22 protein-coding genes are annotated in these 22,350 nt (G+C 71.3%); 6 read left to right on the top strand and 16 right to left on the bottom strand.

From position 1 onward, the window contains the following. Positions 1-66: 66 nt before the first annotated feature. The 3 genes from gcvPA (at position 67) to VM685_RS10380 (ending at position 3,577) form a co-directional block, all read left to right on the top strand. Positions 67-1,410, top strand: coding sequence for an aminomethyl-transferring glycine dehydrogenase subunit GcvPA (gcvPA, locus tag VM685_RS10390; protein WP_325460077.1), 1,344 nt, complete (start codon positions 67-69; stop codon positions 1,408-1,410). Next, positions 1,407-2,975, top strand: coding sequence for an aminomethyl-transferring glycine dehydrogenase subunit GcvPB (gcvPB, locus tag VM685_RS10385; RefSeq protein ID WP_325460076.1), 1,569 nt, complete (start codon positions 1,407-1,409; stop codon positions 2,973-2,975). Before gcvPA ends, gcvPB begins: the two co-directional genes overlap by 4 nt. Before the next feature lie 200 nt (positions 2,976-3,175). Next, positions 3,176-3,577, top strand: coding sequence for a hypothetical protein (locus VM685_RS10380; RefSeq protein WP_325460075.1), 402 nt, complete (start codon positions 3,176-3,178; stop codon positions 3,575-3,577). A gap of 76 nt (positions 3,578-3,653) precedes the next feature. On the opposite strand, the gene VM685_RS10375 is transcribed toward VM685_RS10380, so the two are convergent. The 9 genes from VM685_RS10375 to VM685_RS10335 form a co-directional block, all read right to left on the bottom strand. Next, entirely contained in the window at positions 3,654-4,157 is a 504-nt protein-coding gene (locus VM685_RS10375) for a F0F1 ATP synthase subunit B (RefSeq protein ID WP_325460074.1), read from the bottom strand. Next, complete coding sequence (locus VM685_RS10370; RefSeq protein WP_325460073.1) at positions 4,157-4,780, bottom strand: hypothetical protein; 624 nt, start codon at positions 4,778-4,780, stop codon at positions 4,157-4,159. Before VM685_RS10370 ends, VM685_RS10375 begins: the two co-directional genes overlap by 1 nt. A gap of 68 nt (positions 4,781-4,848) precedes the next feature. Further along, a complete protein-coding gene (locus tag VM685_RS10365; RefSeq protein WP_257815053.1) occupies positions 4,849-5,076 on the bottom strand; it encodes a F0F1 ATP synthase subunit C in 228 nt (75 codons plus the stop codon). 52 nt (positions 5,077-5,128) lie between these two features. Then, positions 5,129-5,914: a F0F1 ATP synthase subunit A gene (locus VM685_RS10360; RefSeq protein ID WP_325460072.1), complete on the bottom strand. Its 786-nt coding sequence runs from the start codon at positions 5,912-5,914 to the stop codon at positions 5,129-5,131. A gap of 15 nt (positions 5,915-5,929) precedes the next feature. Next, positions 5,930-6,289: a F0F1 ATP synthase assembly protein I gene (locus tag VM685_RS10355; protein WP_325460071.1), complete on the bottom strand. Its 360-nt coding sequence runs from the start codon at positions 6,287-6,289 to the stop codon at positions 5,930-5,932. Positions 6,290-6,460: 171 nt separating this feature from the next. Beyond that, positions 6,461-9,904: a chromosome segregation protein SMC gene (gene smc, locus VM685_RS10350; RefSeq protein ID WP_325460070.1), complete on the bottom strand. Its 3,444-nt coding sequence runs from the start codon at positions 9,902-9,904 to the stop codon at positions 6,461-6,463. A gap of 17 nt (positions 9,905-9,921) precedes the next feature. Then, positions 9,922-10,536 carry a DsbA family protein gene (locus VM685_RS10345; RefSeq protein WP_325460069.1) on the bottom strand — a complete coding sequence of 205 codons (615 nt, stop codon included), beginning with the start codon at positions 10,534-10,536 and terminating at the stop codon, positions 9,922-9,924. Next, entirely contained in the window at positions 10,536-11,156 is a 621-nt protein-coding gene (locus tag VM685_RS10340) for a DsbA family protein (RefSeq protein ID WP_325460068.1), read from the bottom strand. Before VM685_RS10340 ends, VM685_RS10345 begins: the two co-directional genes overlap by 1 nt. Positions 11,157-11,260: 104 nt before the next feature. Then, complete coding sequence (locus tag VM685_RS10335) at positions 11,261-11,812, bottom strand: DUF721 domain-containing protein (RefSeq protein WP_325460067.1); 552 nt, start codon at positions 11,810-11,812, stop codon at positions 11,261-11,263. Positions 11,813-11,926: 114 nt separating this feature from the next. On the opposite strand from VM685_RS10335, the gene mutY reads away from it, so the two are divergent. Then, complete coding sequence (gene mutY / locus VM685_RS10330) at positions 11,927-12,973, top strand: A/G-specific adenine glycosylase (RefSeq protein ID WP_325460066.1); 1,047 nt, start codon at positions 11,927-11,929, stop codon at positions 12,971-12,973. On the opposite strand, the gene VM685_RS10325 is transcribed toward mutY, so the two are convergent. From VM685_RS10325 to VM685_RS10300, 6 genes are all read right to left on the bottom strand, one after another. Then, on the bottom strand, positions 12,957-14,114 hold the full coding sequence (locus VM685_RS10325) for an MFS transporter (protein ID WP_325460065.1): 1,158 nt from the start codon (positions 14,112-14,114) through the stop codon (positions 12,957-12,959). The two genes, mutY and VM685_RS10325, sit on opposite strands and share 17 nt — an antisense overlap. A gap of 97 nt (positions 14,115-14,211) precedes the next feature. Continuing rightward, positions 14,212-15,291 carry a site-specific DNA-methyltransferase gene (locus VM685_RS10320; RefSeq protein WP_325460064.1) on the bottom strand — a complete coding sequence of 360 codons (1,080 nt, stop codon included), beginning with the start codon at positions 15,289-15,291 and terminating at the stop codon, positions 14,212-14,214. 17 nt (positions 15,292-15,308) lie between these two features. Next, positions 15,309-15,578: a hypothetical protein gene (locus VM685_RS10315; protein ID WP_325460063.1), complete on the bottom strand. Its 270-nt coding sequence runs from the start codon at positions 15,576-15,578 to the stop codon at positions 15,309-15,311. 882 nt (positions 15,579-16,460) lie between these two features. Continuing rightward, complete coding sequence (locus VM685_RS10310; RefSeq protein ID WP_325460062.1) at positions 16,461-17,138, bottom strand: ribonuclease HII; 678 nt, start codon at positions 17,136-17,138, stop codon at positions 16,461-16,463. Next, positions 17,131-17,724, bottom strand: coding sequence for a DNA-3-methyladenine glycosylase I (locus tag VM685_RS10305; protein WP_325460061.1), 594 nt, complete (start codon positions 17,722-17,724; stop codon positions 17,131-17,133). The genes VM685_RS10310 and VM685_RS10305 overlap by 8 nt, the downstream gene beginning before the upstream one ends. A gap of 91 nt (positions 17,725-17,815) precedes the next feature. Further along, the gene (locus VM685_RS10300) at positions 17,816-18,661 is read right to left on the bottom strand and encodes a folate-binding protein YgfZ (protein ID WP_325460060.1); all 846 of its coding nucleotides are present in this window, start codon (positions 18,659-18,661) and stop codon (positions 17,816-17,818) included. Between the two features lie 60 nt (positions 18,662-18,721). Between VM685_RS10300 and VM685_RS10295 the strand changes: the two genes are divergently transcribed. Then, complete coding sequence (locus VM685_RS10295; RefSeq protein ID WP_325460059.1) at positions 18,722-19,717, top strand: glycosyltransferase family 9 protein; 996 nt, start codon at positions 18,722-18,724, stop codon at positions 19,715-19,717. Then, positions 19,710-21,044 (top strand): dihydroorotase, encoded by a 1,335-nt coding sequence (locus VM685_RS10290; protein ID WP_325460058.1) that lies wholly within the window; start codon positions 19,710-19,712, stop codon positions 21,042-21,044. Before VM685_RS10295 ends, VM685_RS10290 begins: the two co-directional genes overlap by 8 nt. Here the strand turns inward: VM685_RS10290 and VM685_RS10285 are convergent. Further along, positions 21,041-22,264, bottom strand: a complete 1,224-nt coding sequence (locus VM685_RS10285; RefSeq protein ID WP_325460057.1) for a serine hydrolase — start codon at positions 22,262-22,264, stop codon at positions 21,041-21,043. The two genes, VM685_RS10290 and VM685_RS10285, sit on opposite strands and share 4 nt — an antisense overlap. Between the last annotated feature and the right edge of the window lie 86 nt (positions 22,265-22,350).

Genomic DNA, 22,350 nt, shown 5'->3' with positions numbered 1-22,350 from the left:
GTATGGATCCCGGCTTTCGCCGGGACGAGCGGCGGGAGGGGGCGGGGGCGGAGGAACAGAACACCCATGCGCTACCTGCCCCTGACCCCTGACGACCGCGCCGAGATGCTCGGCGTGATCGGCGCACCCGACGTGGACGCCCTGTTCGCCGACGTGCCGGCCGCCGCCCGCAAGCGCGACCTCTTCGACCTGCCGCTGCACGCGGGCGAGCTGGAGGTGGAGCGGGAGCTCGCCCGGCTCGCGGCCATGAACCGGCCGGCCGGCGCGGGGCCGTTCTTCTGCGGGGCCGGCGCCTACCGCCACCACGTCCCGGCGACGGTCGACCACATCATCCAGCGCTCGGAATTCCTGACCTCCTACACGCCCTACCAGCCGGAGATCGCCCAGGGCACCCTTCAGGTCCTGTTCGAGTTCCAGACCCAGGTCGCGGCGCTCACCGGCCTCGATGTGGCCAACGCCTCCATGTACGATGGCTCCACGGCGTGCGCCGAGGCCGTGATGATGGCGCAGCGCGTCACCCGCCGGGAGAAGGCCATCCTCTCCGGCGGCCTGCACCCGCACTACGCGGCCACCACCCAGACCATCGCCCACGCCGAGGGCATGGAGATCGTCCGGCAGCAGGCCGCCATCGACGCCGAGGCCGCGGTGATCGAGGCCATCGACGGCGAGACCGCCTGCGTCGTCGTCCAGACCCCCAACGTCTTCGGCGTGGTCACCGACGTGACCAGGATCGCCGAGGCCGCCCACGCCAAGGGCGCCCTGCTGATCGTGGTGACCACCGAGGCGGTGTCCTACGGCCTGCTCAAGTCCCCCGGCGACATGGGCGCCGACATCGCGGTCGCCGAGGGCCAGTCGATCGGCAACGCGCTCAACTACGGCGGCCCGTACGTCGGCCTGTTCGCCGCCCGCGAGAAGCTGGTCCGCCAGATGCCCGGCCGCCTCTGCGGCGAGACCATCGACGCCGAGGGCCGGCGCGGCTACGTGCTCACCCTGTCGACCCGCGAGCAGCACATCCGCCGCGAGAAGGCGACGTCCAACATCTGCACCAACTCCGGCCTCTGCGCGCTGGCCTTCACCATCCACCTCTCGCTGCTGGGGGAGACGGGGCTGAAGCAGCTCGCCGCCCTCAACCACAGCCGGGCCCGCGAGATGCGCGCCGCCCTGGCCGGGGTGGGCCTGGAGATCCTGACGCCGCGGTTCTTCAACGAGATCGCCGTCCGCGTGCCCGGCGACGCCGGCGCCATCGTGGAGAAGGCGCTCGCCGACGGCGTCGTGGCCGGCGTCCCCTACTCCCGCCTCGACCCGCACGCCGGCCTGGACGACGTCCTGCTGCTCGCCGCCACCGAGACCACCACCTCCGACGACATCGCGGCCCTGGCGGCCGCCCTGACCAAGGCCTGCGCCCAATGAGCATGTCCAACGTGGGCCGCCCCACCCGCCCCGAGGGCGCCGTCGCCTCGACCGCCCACCAGTCCCTCTCCGGCGGCCGCGGCCTGCTGCAGGACGAGCCCCTGCTGTTCGAACTGGGCGGCTGGGACAAGACCGGCGTCGACCTGCCCTTGCCCGAGCACGACGCGTCGGACCTCGGCGACTTGGTGCGCGCGGGCCCCATCGGCCTGGCCGGGCTCTCCGAGCCCGAGGCCGTGCGCCACTACGTGCGCCTGTCTCAGAAGAACCACGCCATCGACCTGGCGCTCTATCCGCTCGGCTCGTGCACGATGAAGCACAACCCGCGCCTCAACGAGAAGGCCGCCCGGATGGCCGGCTTCGCCGACCTCCACCCCCTCCAGCCCCAGAGCACCACCCAGGGCGCGCTCGCCCTCATGGACCGCCTGGCCCACTGGCTGAAGACGCTCACCGGCATGCCCGCCGTCGCGCTTTCGCCCAAGGCCGGCGCGCACGGCGAGCTCTGCGGCCTGCTCTGCATCAAGGCCGCCCACGAGGCCGCCGGCCAGGGCCACCGCCGCCGCGTCCTGGTGCCCACCTCGGCCCACGGCACGAACCCGGCCACCGCCGCCTTCGTCGGCTATTCGGTCACCGAGATCGCCCAGACCGCCGACGGCCGGGTCGACCTGTCCGACCTCGAATCCAAGCTCGGGCCCGACGTCGCGGCCATCATGGTCACGAACCCCAACACCTGCGGCCTGTTCGAGCGCGACATCCTGGAGATCAGCCGGCTGACCCACGCGGCGGGCGCCTACTTCTACTGCGACGGCGCCAACTTCAACGCCATCGTCGGCCGGGTCCGGCCCGGCGACCTCGGCGTCGACGCCATGCACATCAACCTGCACAAGACCTTCTCCACCCCGCACGGCGGCGGCGGTCCGGGCGCGGGTCCCGTGGTGCTCTCGGAGGCCCTCGCCCCCTTCGCCCCGGCGCCCTGGGTGGTCAGCGACGCCCACGGCCTCCGCCTCGTCGAGGAAGCCGTCGACGAGGCCGCCCAGGCCTTCGGCCGGATGAGCGCCTTCCACGGCCAGATGGGCATGTTCGTCCGCGCCTATGCCTACATGCTGAGCCACGGCTCCGACGGCCTGCGCCAGGTGGCCGAGGACGCCGTCCTCAACGCCAACTACGTCAAGGCCCGCCTCTCGGCCGAGATGAGCCCCGCCTTCCCGGAAGGCCCCTGCATGCACGAGGCGCTGTTCGACGACGCCTGGCTCGAGGACACCGGGGTCACCACCCTCGACTTCGCCAAGGCGATGATCGACGAGGGCTTCCACCCGATGACCATGTACTTCCCGCTGGTCGTCCACGGGGCCATGCTCATCGAGCCTACCGAGACGGAGCCGAAGGCCGAGCTCGACCGCTTCTGCGAGGCCCTCCTGGCGCTCGCCCGCGCGGCCAAGGCCGGCGACGTCGACCGCTTCAAGGGCGCGCCTTACCTGGCCCCGCTGCGCCGCCTCGACGAGACCCTCGCCGCGCGCAAGCCGAAGCTGACCTGGAAGCCCGAGCCTGCCGCGTCCGAGGCGGCCTGACCTGAACATGTCCGCTCTGCGGCGGCCCTGTGTCAGTACTGCAACGGCGACTGTGGCTTCGGCGCCATTAGCCGGGGAATAGGCCCGCGTTAGCAAAATTTAACGCGCCTCTGCCTTTACGATTCACCGGGGCGTTCGCATATCGAGAGGGCGTGACGGCGGGAACCTCCCCAAGCCCCCGTGCGCTCTCGGGTACCAACATGTCACTCGTCTTGCCCTCGCCGCGCGCCCGTCGCGCTACGGACGATCTCGCGCCCGAGATCGTGGGCCGCCTCGTGCGAGGCGCTCTGGTGACGCTTGGCGGCCTGATCGTCTTGACCGGCGTGGTCATCGCCCCGATCCCCGGTCCGGGCGGCATTCCGGTGATCGCCGTCGGCCTGATCGTGATCCTGCGCAATTCCTACAAGGCCAAGCGTGTGTTCGTGCGCGCCCACCGCCGCTGGCCCAAGGTCGTTCACCCCATCCGCCGGCTGATGCGCCGCGAGCCGGAGATCGCCTCGGTGTTCTGGCAGCAGTACCTGCGCGTCGAGCGCTTCGCCCTGCCGAAGCGCTACCGTCTCGGCGTCCGCGGCCGCCGCCATCTGAAGCGGCAGTTCCGCTAGGTCGGCGCCGCATGGCCAAAGAAAAAGCCCCGGAGCACGCTCCGGGGCTTTCGTCGTTTTGGGGCTTTGACCGCCGCTACTGCAGCTTCGACGCCAGCTGGCCGATCGCCCGGTCCACGAGCGGATCGCTCTTGGCGGCGGCGACCCGGCCGGAGAGCACCTGCTCGGCCATCTGCACCGCCAGGTCGGCGGCGGAGGCGCGGACCTCGTCCAGCGCGCGGCGCTCGGCGTCGGCGATCTTGCGCTCGGTCATCGCCTGGCGGCGCTTGAGGCTCTCCTCCAGCTTCGCCTTGGCCTCGGCCTCGTAGGCCCGGGCCTGCGCCTGGGCCTGCTCCAGCATGGCCTTGGCGTCGGCCTCGGCCTTGGCGCGCTCCGCGCGCAGGTCGGCCAGCAGGCGCTCGGCCTCCTCACGGATCCGGGCGGCCTCGTCGAGATCGGCCTGGATGGTCTGGGCCTTGGCGTCGAGCATGCCGGCGACGGCCTTCGGGGCCTTGGCCACGAAGATCACAATCGCCAGGAAGATCAGCAGACCGACGCCGACCCAGAATTCGGCCTCGGCCGGGTTCAGGAAGGCGGGCATCAGGCGGCTCCTTGGCGGGTGGCCATGGCCTTGGCCTTGGCCTCGGCGGCCGAGGGCGCGGCCCCGGTCAGCTTCTCGACGATGGCCAGGGCGGTGTCCGTGGCGATGCCCTGGACGTTGGTCATGGCCTGGTCGCGCGTAGCGCGGATCCGGGCCTCGGCCTCGTCCATCTGGGCCGCGAGACGCTGGTCCTCGGCGGCCTGGCGCGCCGCGAACTCGGCCGCGGCCTTCGCCTGGGCGTCGGCCGCCACGCGGCGAGACTCGGCCCGGCCCTGGGCGATCTCGGCCTGGGCGGCGGCGGCCTGGGCGTCAGCCTCGGCCTGCACGCGGCGGGCTTCCTCGAGGGCCCCGGCGATGGTCTCGGCGCGCGTGTCCACCACCTTGCGAAGCCGGGGCACGAAGACCCGGGCCAGCAGGACGTAGAGGATCGCGAACAGGACCAGCAGCCAGATGATCTGGCCGCCCCAGTACTCGAACCGGAACTGTGGCAGGCCGCCGCCTTCGCCGCCGTGTTGGGCGACTTCGGTCGTGCCGGCCGGAACCTCGTGGCCGTGGACCGCTTCCGCGGCCTCGGCGGCGGGGTTGCCGTCGTGGTCACCCGTGGGGGTGGGAGTCGTAGCCATCGGAGGCAAGTGTTCCTAGGCCGCTGGCGGGCGGCTCCAAAGGCGGAGCCGCCGTGGGCGGAGCTGTCTTAGGCGGCGAAGAGGATCAGCAGGCCGAGCACGAAGGCCAGAATGCCCAGGGCTTCGGTCAGAGCCGCGCCGAGGATCAGGTTCGTGAACTGGCCGCCGGCCGCCGACGGGTTGCGGGTGGCGCCCTGCAGGAACCCGCCGAAGATGGTGCCCACGCCGATGCCCGCGCCGATCATGCCGAGGGTCGCGAGGCCAGCGCCGATGAACTTAGCCGCTTCCGCTTCCATGGTGTCCTAGTCCTAGATCAAGGGTTGAAAGTTTGAGGGTTGGATCCGGCCGTCAGTGGTGATGGCCGAGGTTGACCACGTCGTTGAGGTAGACGCAGGTCAGAACCGCGAAGACGAAGGCCTGCAGGAAGGCCACGAGGAACTCCAGCGCCGTCAGGGCGACGACGCCCGCCAGCGACAGGCCGGCGGCCGGGATGGCCAGCAGGCCCAGGCCGCCGCCGGCCGCGAGCGCGCCCAGGGAGACCACGAAGCCGGCGAACACCTTCAGGGCCACGTGACCGCCCAGCATGTTGCCGAACAGACGAAGGGCCAGGGTGACCGGGCGCAGGGCGAAGGAGATGAACTCGATCGGGGTGACCAGGATCAGCATGTACCAGGGCACGCCCGCCGGAACGAACAGCTTGTACATGGCCGCGCCGTTGCGGACGAAGCCGACGATCAGCACCAGCAGGATGGTCATGATGCCGAGCGTGGCGGTCACGGCGAGCTGAGACGTCGACGTGAAGACCAGGAACATGCCCAGCAGGTTCATCACCAGGATGAACAGGAAGATGGTGAAGACGTAGGGGAAGAACCTACGCCCCTCGTGGCCGATGATGCTCTCGGTGAGGTTGTCGATATAGCTGAACACCCCCTCGCCGATCATCTGCAGGCGGCCCGGCACCACGGTCGGGCGCGCCGTCACGGCGGCGAAGAAGGCCACGATCAGGCCCGCCGCGAGCGTCATCGCCAGCGTCGAGTTGGTGAACGCCATGTCGATCGTCCCGAGACCGGGGATCGAGAAATCCGGGAGGTCGACGATCTTCGTGACCTCGAACTGGTGCATCGGGTCGGCCATGCCGCCTCGAACTCCTCAATCTTCGTCTTCGTCGTCGAAGGGCAGGTCCTTGGGGGGACCGAATTCCTTCGCGACCTCGGCGGACATCTGCTGCGCAGAGCGCACCGCCATCCAGATCGACACGCCGAAGCCCACGAGGACCCCGACGATCATGCCCCAGGGACGGATGCCGAGGACCACGTCGGCGATCGCGCCGAACGCCAGCCCCACGAACACCCCGCCGATCAGCACGCCGATCAGGCGGTACCCATACCCCGACACCTTGGCGGCCGCGGCGTCGTGAGACACCTGCCGCACCTGGCGCGCCTCCAGAGCCTTCGCCCGGGCGTTCAGGCGCTGTAGCGCCTCATCACGCGATTCGTCCGGGTTCGACATGGGCGGTGCGCCAACGGCCCGCCGTGTCGCCACGGCGGAGGGGGGCTTGAAAGTCGCGCGGAACCTATAGACCGCGCTGCGGTGCGTCAAGGCTGGCCGGCCTCTATTTAGATCTTTGATTTTGCTAGCGTTCTAGCGCCGCCGCGACATTGCCGCAGCGGGACCCGGGGGCTACTGGGCCGCCATCGCCTCGGCTTGCCGCAGATCGACGCTCACGAGCTGCGAGACGCCCCGCTCGGCCATGGTCACGCCGAACAGCCGGTCCATCCGCGACATGGTCACCGGGTTGTGGGTGATGGCGATGAACCGGGTCTGGGTCCTGCGCCGCATCTCGTTGATCATGTTGCAGAACCGGTCGACGTTGGCGTCGTCGAGCGGCGCGTCCACTTCGTCGAGCACGCAGATCGGCGCGGGCTGAGCGAGGAACACCGCGAAGATCAGGGCCGAGGCGGTCAGCGCCTGCTCGCCGCCGCTCATCAGGCTCATGGTCGCCAGCCGCTTGCCGGGCGGGCAGGCGTAGATCTCCAGGCCCGCCTCCAGCGGGTCATCGGATTCGACCAGCCGGAGCTCCGCCTGGCCGCCCTCGAAGAGGGCCGAGAACAGCGTCTTGAAGTGCTCGTTGATGACGTCGAAGGCCGCCACCAGCCGCTCGCGTCCCTCGTGGTTCAGCTCGTCGATCCCCTGGCGCAGGCGGGCGATGGCCCCGGTCAGGTCGGCCTTCTCGGTGAGCATGCCCTGAAGGCGGGCGGAGAGCTCGGCGGCCTCCTCCTCGGCGCGCAGGTTCACCGGCCCGATCTGCTCGCGCTGGCGCTCCAGGTTGTAGAGGTGCGCCTCCATGCCGCCGGCGTCGCCGGGGATCGCCACCGCCTCGTCGGCCAGTTTCTTCGCCAGCTCCGCGGGCTCGACCTGGGCGGTCTCGCGGATCTGGGTCGTGACCTCGGTCAGGCGCTGGACGGCGGCCTCGGCGTGGGCGGCGAGGCTCGCCCGGACCTCCCGCGCCTCGGACGCCTGGGCCTCCGCCGCGCGCAGGGCCCGCTCGGCCTCGGCGCGCTCGTGCTCGGCCGCGGCCAGCGCATCGGAGGACTTGGCCCGCCGCGCCTCCGCGGCGGAGAGCTCGTCCAGCAACGTCGCGCGGCGGTCGGCCAGGGTGTCGGGCTGGGCCTTCACCCGCTCCAGCTCGGCGTGGGCCTTGGCGCGCGCCTGCACGAGCTGCTCCAGGCGCTTGGCCGCGGCCTGGGCGCGGCGGCTCCAGTCGTCGCGCTCGCGGGTCAGCTGCTCCAGCCGGCTGGCGCGGCCGGCCCGCTCGCGCACCTCAATGTCCAGGGCCGCGCGCGCGGCCGCGGCGGCCTCGCGGGCGGGACCGGCCGCGGCGCGGGCGGCGGCCAGCCGATCGGCGAGGTCGCTGGCCTCCCCGTCTCCGGCGGCGGTCTCCAGCACTGCCTTCAGCGCCCCCTCGACCTCGGCGAGCTCGGCCTCAAAGCGGCGGATCACGTCGTCCAGGGAGGCGGCGTGCGCCTCGCGGCGAGCGGCCTCGCGCTCGAAACGCTCCAGGGCGGCGCGCGCCTGGGCGGCCTTCTGCTCCAGCGGCGGCGGCTCGCGGCGGGCGTTGCGCAGGCCCTCCTCAGCCGCCTTCAGCCGGGCGGCGGCGGCCTGAGCGGCTTCACGCGCAGCCTTGGCCCTCGGCTCCAGCTTCTCGATCTCAGCCTCGACCTCGGCCAAGCGCGTCTTCTGCTCCAGCCGCACGGCGGCGGGCTTGGGCGCCTCGGCGCGGGCCGTGAAGCCGTCCCAGCGCCAGAGATCGCCTTCCCTGGAGACCAGCCGGCCGCCCACGGGCAGCTCGCCCTGCAGGCGGTCGCCGTCGGCCCGGTCGACCAGGGCCGTGAACTTCAGCCGCGCCGCGAGCGCCGGCGGCGCCTTCACCAGCGGGCCGAGCGGGGTCGCGCCGGTCGGCCAGGCCGGGGCCTCGGCGTCGCGACCGCCCCAGAAGGCTGGCGCCTTCGGATCGAGGGCGGCGTCCAGGTCGTCGCCGAGCGCGGCGGCCAGGGCCTTCTCGTAGCCGCGCTCGGGGCTCACCGAGTCCAGCGCCGGGGCGAAGCCGCCGCGGCGGGCCTGGGCCACCAGGCCGGCCAGCGCCCGGGCCTCGGCGGTCAGGCGGCCGAGCTGCTCCTCCAGCTTGCGGCCGGCGTCGCGGGCGGCGGCCTCGGCCTCGATGGCCCTGGTCCGCTCGTCCTCGGCGGCGTCGAGGGCGGCCCGGGCGGCGGCGAGCGCGGCCTCCGCCTGCTCCAGCTCGGTCCTGGCCTGGGCGGCCTGCGGGTTGGTGGCGGGCCCCAGCGCTTCGCGCTCCTGGCGCGCGTGGTCCAGGGCGCGCTTCGTGCGGGCGACCCGGCCCTGCGCCTCCTCCACGCGCTGCGCAGCGGCGCGGCGGTGGGCCTGCTCGGCGGCGGCCTGGGCGGCGAGCGCCTCGACCTCGGCGTCGGCGTCGGCGCGGGCGGCCTCGGCGGCCCGGGCGGCGGCCTCCAGCTCCGGCGTGCGCTCCGGCGCGGCGGCGATCGCGCCCTCCAGAGCGGCGATGTCCTCGGCCAGCCGCTTCAGGGCCGCGTCCGCATCCTCGACGATGTGCGCCTCGCGGGCGTTGTCGGCGTCGATCCGGGCGAGGTCGTCGGTGAGCCGTTTCAGCTCGGCGGCGTGGGCCTCGTCCTCGCGGTCCAGCCGGTCCTTGTCGATAGCCAGCTTGTGCAGGATGGCCGCGGCGATGGTCTCGGCCTCGCGCAGCGGCTTGATCGCCTCCTCGGCCGTGGCGGCGCGGGTGGTGGCGGCGGCGGCGGCGCGGGCGGTCTCCTCCACGGCCCGGACGGCGGCGGCGGCCTCGGCGCGCAGCCGCTCGGCCGCCTCGCGGGCTTCGTTCCAGCGGGCCACCAGCACCGCGCCCTGCAGGGCGCGAATCTCGGCCGACAGCTTCTTGTAGCGCTCCGCCTGCCGGGCCTCGCGCTTCAGGCGGTTGAGGTTCGACTCCAGCTCGCCGGCGACGTCCTCCAGCCGATTGAGGTTGGTCTCCGCCGCGCGCAGGCGCAGCTCCGCCTCGTGCCGGCGGGTGTGCAGGCCCGAGACCCCCGCCGCCTCCTCCAGGATCATCCGCCGGTTCTGGGGCTTGGCGGCGATCAGCTCGGAGATCTGCCCCTGGCGCACCAGGGCCGGCGAATTGGAGCCCGTCGAGGCGTCGGCGAACAGCAGCTGGACGTCCCGGGCGCGGACCTCGCGGCCGTTGATCCTGTAGGTTGAGCCCTCGCCCCGGTCGATCCGCCGGACCACCTCGATCACCGGGTGGTCGTTGAAGGCCGGCGGCGCGCTGTGGTCCGAATTGTCGATGGTCAGCGACACCTCGGCGTGGTTGCGCGAGGGCCGCTTGTCGGCGCCGGCGAAGATCACGTCGTCCATGCCGCCGGCGCGCAGCGACTTGGCCGAGTTGGCGCCCATGACCCAGCGGAGCGCCTCCAGCAGGTTGGACTTGCCGCAGCCGTTCGGTCCCACGATGCCCGTGACGCCGGGCTCGATCCGGAACTCGGTCGGATCGACGAAGGACTTGAAGCCCGAAAGGCGCAGCCGCTGGAAGTGCACCGCCCCCGCGCCCCTCCCTACTTCTTCCCGGCCGCGGCGATCGCCGCGTCCAGGTCGGCCAGGGTGTGGACGTCCACCGCCTTGCCGTTGACGAAGAAGCTCGGCGTCGACTGGATGCCGTCCTCGGTGAGCACCCGGCGGACGCGCGCGTCCATCGCCTGGATCTGGGCCTCGTCGCGCAGGCAGGCGTCGAACTGGGCGTCGCTGACGCCGTTGGCGCGGCCGATCTCCTGAAGCACCGGCTTGATGTTGCCGGCGGTCCAGCGGGGCTGGCTGCGGAACACCTCGTCGACGACCTTGAAGTACTTCGCGGGCCCAGCCCCGTTGCAGCGCGCCAGCAGGAAACCCGCCACCGCCACCTGCTGCGGCGGAGTGGGCAGCTCCTTCAGGGTGTAGTGGACCCGTCCGGTGTCGATGTACTTGGCCTTGAAGGCCGGGAAGACGGTGGCGTTGAACTCGGCGCAGTGCGGGCAGGTGAGCGAGGCGTACTCGACCACCGTCACCCGCGCCTTCGGATTGCCCAGGCTCATGTCGCCGGGCGCGGCCACGCCGGGCGCAGCCGCCGCCGGCCCGACCGCCAGCGCGGCGGCCAGGACCGCGGCGGCGAGGGCTTCGCGGCGGCTCCAGGCCATTACTTCTGCGCCTCGGCCACGGCGGCCTCGAGCTGGGCCAGGGTGACCTCGCCGGAGGCGATCTGCTTGCCGTTGATCACGAAGGTCGGCGTGCCGGTGATCTTGTCCTCGCGGACCGCGCGGGTGACCCTGGCGTCGAGCGCCTTGATCTCTTCCTCGTTGGTCAGGCAGGCGTTGAACTGCTCCTCGGTCAGGCCCGCCGACTGGGCGATGCGCAGCAGGACGGTGCGCACGCCCGCGGCGTCGCCGGTCTGGAACATCTCGTTCTGGTTCTGGAAGATCGCGTCCACGACGCTGAAGTACTTGTCCTTGCCGGCGCAGCGCGCCAGCAGGAAGCCCGCGGTGGCCACCTGCTCGGGCGGGGTCAGGAACTCCTTGAGCGTGTAGTGCACCTTGCCGGTGTCGATGTACTTGGTCTTGAAGGCCGGGAAGACCTCGTTGTTGAACTGCGCGCAGTGGCTGCAGCTCATGGAGGCGTACTCGACCATCTTCACGGGCGCGTTCGGATCGCCCATGGACATGTCGCCCTCGGCCGGGCCGGAGGCGCCGCCCTTGGAGCAGCCCGCCAGCGCAAGGCCCGCGACGGCCGCGGCGGCGAGGAGGAGACGACGGCTCAGCATGTTCGAACGCCCTCTGAAAGTCCGAATAAAGGATTAAAGCGCGATTCCCCGCGCTGCGGCGAACTGCCCCTTAGGCGATGGGACGGTGGCGGTTTTTAGTCAACCTACCGCTGGCGCCGCAGCACGCCGCGGCCCAGCGACATCAGCGCCTGTTTCAGCTTGCCCTCCGGCGCGGCGGCCAGATCCCGGGCCAGTTCCGCCTCCTGCGCCGCGTCGAGCGGCGGCAGCCGGCGCTTGGGGGCCGGCGCCTCTCCCACGTGCCGCAGCGGGCCCTGTACGATCCGCAGCTTCTGCACCGCCTCGGGCCCGAGGAACAGGTTCACCCGGGCGAGGATCTCGTGCGCCTGGTGCTGGATGATCGCGGCAGATGGCCCGGCCACCCGGATCTCCAGCGAGGAGGGCCCGCCGTTGCGGCCCTTCACCAGCTTCACCGGCTCGGTTCGCCGCGCGATCTCCACGCCGACGACCTCGCGCCAGCGGGCCTGCAGGGCGCCTGCGCCCTGCCCGAACTTGGCGTCCATCTCGCGGACTAGCTTGTTGAGGCCGCGGCCGGCCGGCGGCGGCGGCCGGTGCTGCGGCCGCGTGCGCTTCTCCGCCAGGATGCGGAGCGCCTCTTGCGGGGATGGGAGCGGCCGGCGGCGCATGAGGCCCACCATAGACCGTGATCCCCCGCCAGGCGAAGCGGAGAGCCGGGGCGGACGGTGCGACGCACGGCCCCTGGGTTCGGGATAGCCGCTGCGCGGCGTCCGGGATGAAAGTATGAGGGTGGGGTGAGCCCTCCGCCTCTCCGCCCCGCCCTCCTCGCCTGGTACGACGCCAACGCCCGCGACCTGCCCTGGCGCGTGCGGCCGCAGCACCACGCCGCCGGCGTGCGGGCCGATCCCTATCGCGTCTGGCTCTCCGAGGTGATGCTGCAGCAGACCACCGTCCCGCACGCCACGCCCTATTTCCTGAAGTTCCTCGCCCGCTGGCCCACCGTCACCGATCTCGCCAGCGCCCCGGACGCCGACGTCATGGCCGCCTGGGCGGGGCTCGGCTACTACGCCCGCGCCCGCAATCTGCTGGCCTGCGCCCGGGCGGTGGCGAACGACCACGCCAGCGTCTTTCCGGACACCGAGGAGGGTTTGCGCGCCCTCCCCGGCCTCGGTCCGTACACGGCGGCCGCGGTGGCGGCGATCGCCTTCGACCGGCCGGCCAACGTCGTCGACGGCAACGTCGAGCGGGTGATGGCCCGCCTGTTCGCCGCCGAGCAGCCCCTGCCCGAAGCCAAGCCCGAGCTGAAGCGCCTCGCCGCCGCCCTGGTGCGCGACGACCGGCCCGGCGACTGGGCCCAGGCGCTGATGGACCTCGGGGCCACCGTCTGCCGGCCCAAGCAGCCGCTGTGCGACCGCTGTCCGGTGGCCGCCCACTGCGCGGCGCTCGCCACCGGCGCGCCGGAGACCTATCCGCGGCGCATCGCGAAGGCCGAGCGGCCGCACCGCTACGGCGTGGCCTATGTCCTGACGCGGGGGGACGAGGTGGCCCTGGTCCGCCGGCCGCCGAAGGGCCTGCTGGGCGGCATGCTGGCCCTGCCCACCTCGGAATGGCGCGCCGAGCGCTGGAGCGATGGCGAGGCGCTGTCCGCCGCCCCGGCCGACGCCGCCTGGCGCGGCGTCGGCGAGGTGGAGCATGGCTTCACCCACTTCACCCTCACGCTGCAGCTGCTCCGCGCCGAGGGCGACGCTCCGGACGTGATCTGGAGTCCCCGGCGCGACCTGGACGCCCTGCCGAGCGTCTTCCTCAAGGCCGCCCGGGCCGGGCTCACGAACCTGCTCTAGCCTTCGGGAAGACGAACACCAGGATCGTCAGGCCGGTGAGCGACATGACCAGCGCGGCCGCCGGGATGGCGGGCACGCCGAATCCCGCCAGCGCCGCCCCGCCGAGCGCCGAGCCCAGCGCCTGGCCCACCGAGATCACCGAGCCGTTGAGCGCGAGCGCCACCGGCGCGCCCTCCGTCATCCGGATCAGCCGGTTCTGGATCACCGGCGTGATCGAGAACAGCGCCGTGGCCGCCAGGAAGATGGCGAAGGCGACCAGCAACTGGCTGGGCAGGCCGGGCGGCGCGGCGTGGTGGGTGGCGGCGAAGTGGGTGCTCATGGCCGCCGCCTGGATCAGGAAGCCCTGGATGATCCAGGCCTTGCCCGCGTCGCGGTCGGCGGCCCGGCCGCCCAGCCACAGGCCGGCGATCGAGCCCACGCCGATCATCGCCTGGAAGGCCCCGACGCCCGCCCCGGTCACCCCGGCCCCCACCCGCACGATCGGGGCGATGTAGAGGTTGAGCGTCATGTTGGCGGCGAAGGTCAGGAAGGTCGTGGCGTAGAGCGGCCAGATCGCCGGGACGTCCAGCTTGCCGCCGGTCCGCTTCGGCGGCGCCGGGACGCGGGGCATGAACAGCAGCACGCCCGCCAGCGCCAGTCCGGACAGCAGGGCCGCGAACAGGAAGGTCGCCCGCCAGCCGAACACCGAGCCGACCACGCTGCCCATCGGGATGCCGAGCACGAAGGCCAGCGTCATGCCGCCCGAGACCATGGCGATGGCCGAGCCCCGCCGCTCCGGCGGCGCGAGCTGGGCGGCCGCCACGCTGGCCGACGGGCCCGAGATCGCACCCGCCAGTCCGGCCAGGGCGCGGAGCACGAAGAGCGTGCCGAAGTCCGGCGTGAAGGCGCAGGCCAGGTGCAGCGCCATCCCGAGGCTCAGGCCCATCACAATGGTGAGCTTGCGGTCGAGCCGGCCCAGCGCCCAGGCTACGAACGGGCCGAGCACGGCGGAGGTCAGCACGAAGGCGGTCTGCAGCTGGCCGGCCACGGCGGTCGTGACGCCCAGGTCCGCCGCCATCACCTCCAGCAGACCTGCGAAGATGAAGGCGCTCGACCCGAAGGCGAAGGTCACCATGGTCAGCACGAAGATGCGCGGGTTCACGATCCCCGTCCGGCCACGGCCCTGGTCCCTCCCCGATCCTCCCCTCAGGTTGAGGAGGATTCCGCGGCCGGTCCAGTTAGAAGAACTGGGATGGCGCTCAGGCCGGCAGCTGGCTGCGCACCTTGGCCCGCAGCACGTCGATCGGGGCGAGCCCCGCATCGGACTTGAAGTGCCAGTAGGTCCAGCCGTTGCAGGCGGGCGCGGACTGCACCATGGCGCCCACCTTGTGGATGGAGCCGGTCAGCTCGCCCACCGCCAGCGAGCCGTCGGCGCGCACCCGCGCGGCGTTGCGGCCCTTCGAGCAGTAGAGCACGTCGCCCGGCCGCAGCAGGCCCGCCTCGACGATCTGGCCGAACGGGATGCGCGGCTCGGACTTCTTGGAGCCGGTGACCATCACCTCCTCGGGGGAGGCGGGGATCACCCGGGCGATGCGCTCCTTGGCCAGCTTCGCGTACTGTTCCTCGCGCTCGATGCCCACGAACCTGCGGCCCAGCCGCTTGGCCGCCGCGCCCGTGGTGCCGGTGCCGAAGAAGGGGTCGAGGATCACGTCGCCCGGCCGGGTGGAGGCCAGGATCACCCGGTGCAGCAGGGCCTCGGGCTTCTGGGTCGGGTGGGCCTTGGCGCCCGTCTCGTCCTTCAGCCGCTCCTCGCCGGTGCACAGCGGCAGGCTCCAGTCGGAGCGCATCTGCAGCTCATCGTTGGCCATCTTCATGGCGTCGTAGTTGAAGGTGTAGCGCTTGCCGCCCCGGCTCTTGGTCGCCCAGATCAGAGTCTCGTGGGCGTTGGTGAAGCGCGTGCCCTTGAAGTTCGGCATCGGGTTGGCCTTGCGCCAGACGATGTCGTTCAGGATCCAGAAGCCCAGGTCCTGCAGGGTCGCGCCGACCCGGAAGATGTTGTGGTAGCTGCCGATCACCCACAGCGCCCCGTCGTCCTTCAGGACGCGGCGGCATTCCTTCAGCCAGGCCTTGGTGAAGTTGTCATAGGCCTCGAAGCTCTCGAAGCGGTCCCAGTCGTCATCGACCGCGTCCACCTTGGAATTGTCGGGGCGCAGCAGGTCGCCGCCGAGCTGCAGGTTGTACGGCGGGTCGGCGAAGACCAGGTCGACAGAGCGGTCGGGGAGCTTCTTCAGCTCCTCCAGGCAATCGCCCTGGATGATGGTGTCCGGCACGAGGCTCATGCTGCCGCCTGAGAGAGTCATTCCGAATCCTCTCCGCTTAGCGTTAACGGCGCCTGAAAAAATATCCTTACCGGGACGTTAACGGGGTTGACGTACCGACGTTCGATCCCATCTCCATGCTTTAGCTTGGAGAATGCAGCTTGAGCGATATCGGTACCGCGAGGAGAGAACTCCTCGCCCTGGCAGATCAGATGGATGCTGATGGATATCCCGCCGGTGACGAAGTAAGGCGGATTGTGAACAATCTCCTCTTCCGCGCTCGCCCCGCTCGGAAGATGCCTGCTCATTCGCGTCGAGTGACGCCAGGCATCCGCGAGAGGATTATCCACTTGGCGGACACGACGGATATGCACTCGTCAGAGATTGCTGCGGCCGTGGGGGTGAACCCCGGACGGGTCTCCGAGGTCCTCAACGGACGCTAGCCGCTGAGCAACGGCAGTCTCCTTCGGATGCGATGTCCTTACTCAAGCGGAAGGGCGGCTATAATCCCCCTCCCGCTCGAGATTCCGCCTACACGGTGGGACCCACATCAATTCGGGGTAACCAGTCGCGCCCTTCTCCCAAACTAGCCATGCGTAGCCGGTTGCGGTGCTCGCGCGCTCATCAAGACGTCCTTTTACCATTGGCACACGCTCGACGAATTGGGCGAACTTGCTAGGTGGACTCTTACTGAAAATCGCATTGTACCTACCGGCACTTTCGAGAAACACGGTGCGAGCTAGGATTGCGACGCCTTTGCGGGCCACCGTCATTCCGCGGAGAACGAACTCTTCAGCCAACCTAAACGGAGGGTTCGTAATCACCCAGTCGACTGCATCTGCTTCGAATGGATAGTTAAGGAAGTCCCTTACCGAGCCGTACCCATAAACGTAGGCATCTGAGGATCGGACTTCGCCGAAGTATTCCTTCAGAACCTTCGCCATGTGGCCGACACCACACGCTGGCTCCAGGCAAGATTGTCGTTTGAACTCCTCCCGACCATGGCCCTTTAGTACGTGCTCAATGAGCGCGCGCGTCGCCCATGGGGGGGTCGGAAAATCGTCCGGGCTATCTTTCGGCTCCACCCGCTGAGCCATCACAGCGTGAGACGTATTCTGCATTGAAGAGCCCTTAGACGGAGCGGACTCCTTGCAGGATTATGGTTAATTTTGTCAGAACCACGGTTGGACCTATTCCGCCGCGCCGAACGGGAGCTCGTCCTGCAGGGCGTCGCCGAAGGCCTGCAGCGGGTCCTTGCCCATCAGGGCCAGCTTCACCGGGCCCCAGGCCATGCGGTGGATCGGCGAGGGGCCGAGCTCCAGCAGCGCCTGGGCGTGGATCGGCGCGCGGTAGCCCTTGTGGCTGGCGAAGCCATAGCCCGGGTAGACCGTGTCCATCTCCGCCATCAGCCGGTCGCGGGCGACCTTGGCCAGGATGGAGGCCGCGGCGATGGACTTCGACTTGGCGTCGCCGCCCACCACCGTCTTCACCTCGCAGGGCAGCTTGAAGCGGTAATTGCCGTCCACCAGCGCATGCGTCGGCTGCACCGCCATGGCCTCGATCGCCCGGCACATGGCCAGGCCCGTGGCGTGCAGGATGTTGAGGCTCGCGATCTCCTCGACGCTCGCGAAGCCGACGCCCCAGGCCACCGCCCGGGCCTTGATCTCGACCTCCAGGCTCTCGCGCGTCCTGGCGTTGAGCTTCTTGGAGTCGTCCAGGCCCTTCGGGTGCTTGCGCGGATTGGGATCGAGGATCACCGCCCCGGCGCACACCGGCCCGGCCCAGGGCCCCCGCCCCGCCTCGTCGACGCCGCAGACGATGGCGTCCACGAACGCCTTCTCCAGGAGGAAGCTCGGCCCCTTAGCCATGCGCGCAGCCCTTCACTTCGTCGTGCCGGAAGCAGCAGGTGAGGTGGTCGTTGACGATGCCCACGGCCTGCATCCAGGCATACACGATCACCGGACCCACGAACTTGTAGCCCCGCGCCTTCAGCGCCTTGGACACCTCGACGGCGAGCGGCGTCTGGGCCGGCACCTGGCCGACGTCCGACCAGGCGTTCTGCACCACCTTGCCGTCCGTGAAGCCCCAGCAGAAGGCGGCGAAGTCCTCGCCCTTCTCGCGCATGTCCAGGTAGGTGCGCGCGCTGGCGATGGCCGCGTCGATCTTGGCGTTGGAGCGCACGATGCCGGCGTCGGCCATCAGCCGGGCGCGGTCCACGTCGCCGTAACGGGCCACCTTCTCCGGATCGAAGCCGTCGAAGGCCGCGCGGAAGGCGTCGCGCTTGCGCAGGATGGTGATCCAGGCGAGCCCGGCCTGGAAGCCGTCCAGCACCAGCTTCTCCCAGAGCGCGCGGGAATCGTACTCCGGCACGCCCCACTCGGTGTCGTGGTAGGCCTCGTAGAGCGGGTCGCCGGCCATGCCGCGCCAGCCGCATCTCTGAAGGGGTGCCGTCATCGCCGGCACTCTCAGCCGAGCGCGCCCCGAACCTCAAGGGGCGTTCGCGCCGCATCGGCGGTTTCCGGCCGGCTTATCCCCAGCGGAGTGCTCAGCCCGGCTCGGTCGCCGCTTCGCCCACGGCGTCGGCCATCCAGCCAGGGACCTCGGCCCGGGCGGGGCGGCCATCGACGGTCAGCCCCGCGCCCAGCGCCCGGTCGAGCCGCAGCAGGGCGAAGGCGCGGCCCTCGGCGCCCGACAGCACCTCGCCGGCCCGCCGGTCGCCGGCCAGCACCTCGGTCCCAGGGGCCGGCGCGGGGCCCTCGAACACGATCGGCAGGATGCGGGACTTGATCTGGCCGCGCCGCTTCATGCGCGAGGTGGTCTCCTGCCCGACGAAGCAGCCCTTCTTGAAGTCGATGCCGTGCATCAGGTCGAAGTTGGCCTCGATCGGATAGAGCCGGTCCGAGCCCCAGTCGCGCGGGGCGGGCACGCCGAGCGCCAGCTTCTGCGCCTCGCGCTCGGCCTCCTTGACCGGCGTGGCGCCGGCCGGCGCCTCGGCGCCGTAGCCCCGCCATCCCAGTCCTGGATGGCGCGGGTCCTTGACCCATCCGGCCCCGGGCTCTGCCACCGGGTCCGCATCCGTCGCGAACAGGACCGACACCGGCGTGTCGTCGGTCGCCAGCTCCACCTTCGCCCGCAGCCGGTACATGGTCAGACGCTGCAGGATGGCGTCGCGGTGCTCGGCCTCGACGTCCAGCCAGCAGCCGTCCTCCCGCCCGACCACGAACAGGTCCCACAGCAGCCGGCCCTGTGGCGTGAGCAGGGCCCCGAACCGCGCCTCGCCCGGCTGGAGGCTCTCCACGTCCTGGGTGATCAGCCCCTGCAGGAAGCTCCGCCAGTCGGGGCCGGCCACGGCGATCAGGGCGCGGGAGTTCAGGGGCGCAAAGCAGGTCATGACGGCAATTTGGGACCGCGGGCGGTGGAGCGCCAGCGGCCAGGGTCCTATAGATGTCCGATGACGCGCGGGTCCTTCCCGATTCTGTTCATCACCGCGACCCGGATCGGCGACGCGGTGCTCTCGTCCGGCCTCGTCAGGCGGCTCGCCGACGAGATCCCCAACGCACGCTTCACCATCGTAGCCGGCCCGGCGGCGGCTCCCCTGTTCGCCGAGGTCCCGAACCTCGACCAGGTGATCGTCTTCGAGAAGGCCAAGAACGGCCGCCACTGGTTCGACCTCTGGCGCAAGGTGCGCCGCCGCAAGTGGGGCCTGGTGGTGGACCTTCGCGGCTCCGGCCTCTCGCGGTTCCTCTCCACGCGCCGCCGCGCGGTCTTCCGCAAGATCCAGGGCGAACCGGTCCACAAGGTGGTGGAGGCGGCCCGCACCCTGCGCATCGAGGACGAGCCCGCCGCGCCCTTCCTCTACGTCTCCGAGGAGACCGACGCCCGCGCCGCCGAGCTGCTGGCCGGCTACGGCCCGATCCTCGCCGTGGCCCCGGCCGCCAACTGGATCGGCAAGACGTGGCCGGTGGAGCGCTTCTCGCAGGTGGCCATGCGCCTGCTCGGCCCCACCGGTCCCATGCGCGGCGGCCGGCTGCTGGTCCTGGGCGGGCCGGAAGACGCCAAGGTCGCCCACCAGCTGCGCGACGTCGTCATGCGCAAGCAGCTCATCGACCTCACCGGCAAGGCCGACTTGCTCACCTCCTACGCCGCCCTGAAGCGCGCCCGGCTCTATATCGGCAACGACTCCGGGACGACCCACCTGGCCGCCGCCGCCGGGACGCCGACGCTCGCCCTGTTCGGCCCCTCCGACGAGCGGCTCTACGCCCCCTGGGGCCCGAACACGCGGGTGGTCCGGGGCCCGCGCAGCTTCGAGCAGGTGAAGAACGCCGACCCGCAGCTTTCCCAGCAGGTCTGCCACATGATGGACCTGAGCGTCGACGCCGTGGCAAAGGCGGCGGAGGAGCTGCTGGCCTCCACCGAACCCGCCCGCCGCGAGACCCGCCATGGCTGAAACCTATGACCTGATCGTTCGCGGCGGCGAGGTGGTGAACCACGCCGGCCGCGGCTTCGCCGACGTCGGCGTGCGCGGCGGCAAGATCGCCGCCATCGGCGACCTCTCCCACGCCTCGGCGGGCGAGGTTTTCGACGCCACGGGGCTTACGGTCATGCCCGGCGTCATCGACACCCAGGTCCACTTCCGCGAGCCCGGGCTCGAGTGGAAGGAGGACCTCGAGACCGGCTCGCGCGCCGCCGTGCTGGGCGGCGTGGTCGCCGTGTTCGAGATGCCCAACACCGAGCCCACCACCACCGACCCCGACCAGCTCGCCGACAAGCTCGCCCGGGCGCGCGACCGGATGCACTGCGACCACGCCTTCTACGTCGGCGGCACCCACGAGAACACGCCCTGGCTCGGCGAGATGGAGCGCCTGCCGGGTTGCTGCGGGGTGAAGGTGTTCATGGGCGCCTCCACCGGCACCCTGCTGGTCAAGGACGACGCCGGCGTGGAGGCCGTGCTGCGCAGCATCAGCCGTCGAGCCGCCTTCCACTCCGAGGACGAGTACCGCCTGGCCGACCGCCGGCCGCTGGCTCGCGAAGGGGACTGGACCAGCCACTACGAGGTGCGCGACGCCCAGTCGGCGATCCAGTCCACCGAGCGCCTGATCCGCATCGCCAAGTCGCTCGGCAAGCGCATCCACATCCTGCACGTCACCACCCGCGAGGAGATCGCCTACCTCGCCGCCCACAAGGACGTGGCCTCGGTGGAGGTCACCCCGCAGCACCTCACCCTCGCCGGCCCGGAAGCCTACGAGCGGCTGAAGGGCTACGCCCAGATGAACCCGCCGATCCGGGGGGCCGAGCACCGCGAGGGCCTCTGGGTCGGCATCGCCAACGGCGTCGCCGATGTGATCGGCTCCGACCACGCCCCCCATACCGCCGAGGAGAAGGCCCGGCCCTACCCGGCCTCGCCCTCGGGCATGCCGGGCGTGCAGACCCTGCTGCCGGTGATGCTGACCCACGTGGCCGAGGGCCGGCTGAGCCTGGAGCGCCTCGTCGACCTGACCAGCCATGGCGCCAACCGCATCTTCGGCCTGGCGGACAAGGGCCGCCTGGCGGTGGGCTACGACGCCGACCTGACCATCGTCGACCTCAAGGCCCGCCGCACCTTCCGGCACGAGGACATGGCCAGCCGCGTCGGCTGGACGCCGTTCGTGGGCATGGAGGCCAAGGGCTGGCCGATCGCCACCATCATCCGCGGGACCGTGGTCATGCGCGACGACGAGATCGTCGCCCCGAGCCTCGGCCAGCCGGTGCGGTTCCAGGAGACCCTGGCGGGCTAGTCCAGCGCCGCCAGCACGTCCTTGGCGAACCTGGCCTCGTCGAACCGCTTGCCGGCCGGGTCGAAGCCGCGGCGGACGACCACCACCTTCTTCGACGGCACGATCAGCACGTACTGGCCGCGGTTGCCGTTCATTCCATAGGTCCCCTCCGGCAGGCCCTGGGCTGGGCCGTAGAGCCAGAAGAACGCGCCATAGCCCGGGCCGCTGGGCGGCTGGGCGGGCGCGGGGGTCGCCACGAACTTCGACCAGCCCTCCGGCAGCAGACGCTCGCCGTTCCACACCCCGTCGTTCTGGTAGAGCAGGCCGAGCCGCGCGAGGTCGCGCGCCGTCGTCCACACCTGGCTGGACAGGATGAAGGCGCCCTGCCAGTCAGTCTCCGGCGTGGTGTGGGTCATGCCGATCTTCCAGAGCAGCTCCTGGAAGGGGAAGGCCAGCGCCCGCTCGCCGTCGCCGAGCGCCGCGCGCACGCTGCGCGCCGCCAGCAGGGTGTCGTTGTTGGCATAGCGGAACCGGCTGCCGGGCGCGGCCTCCAGCGGCATCCGCGTCGCCCACTCGGCGACCAGGCCGCCGCCGACATAGACCTCGTCCGTCCGGTTGCCCGGCCCGTCGGTCCACAGGCCTGAGCCCATGTTCATCAGCTGGGCGAGCGTGATCTGCGTCCGCGGGTCTCCGGCCCTCCACTCGGGGATGTTCGCCGGCGCGTCGGCCTTGACCAGGCCAAGCTGCACGGCCCGGCCGACAACCGTCGCCGTCAGGCTCTTGGCCGCCGACCAGGTCCGCTGCGGCGTGTGCAGCGTGAAGTCGTCCCGGTAACGCTCGGCGACGATCCTGCCGTCCTTCAGCACCACCACCGCCGTCGTCTGCGAACCCGGGCCGTAGGTCGCGCTGTCGAAGGCGTCCTGCGCCACGGCCGCCAGCTTCGCCGGGGTGCGCACCTTCGGATGGACGTCGCCGTCCGGCCAGCGCCGGCCGTCGGCGTCTGGGGCCTTGGCGTCGAAGCGCGGCAGGTTCGCTGCGGCCTCGGACGGCGCGCCGATCGCCAGCTGCGCGCAGCCGAGGTTCGGTCGCCAGGCCGCGATCCTGGGCGGCAGCTTCGCATCGAAGGCCACGCTCACCGTCTTCCGCTCGCGGTCGACCTGCGCCGGCAGGGTGCGGACCAGGGCCTGGTACTCCGGATAGATGCCCTCCAGGTCGTCGGCCGCGATCTGGGCCTCGCTCATGCCGGCGTTGAACACGCCGCTGCACAGGAAGGCCGCCTTGTAGCCCGCCGCCAGCGCCCGGACGTGCGGGTCCTCTGCGACGGGGT

Source organism: Phenylobacterium sp., assembly GCF_035539035.1.
GTDB lineage: Bacteria > Pseudomonadota > Alphaproteobacteria > Caulobacterales > Caulobacteraceae > Phenylobacterium.
This window is presented reverse-complemented; position numbering and strand designations above follow the sequence as displayed.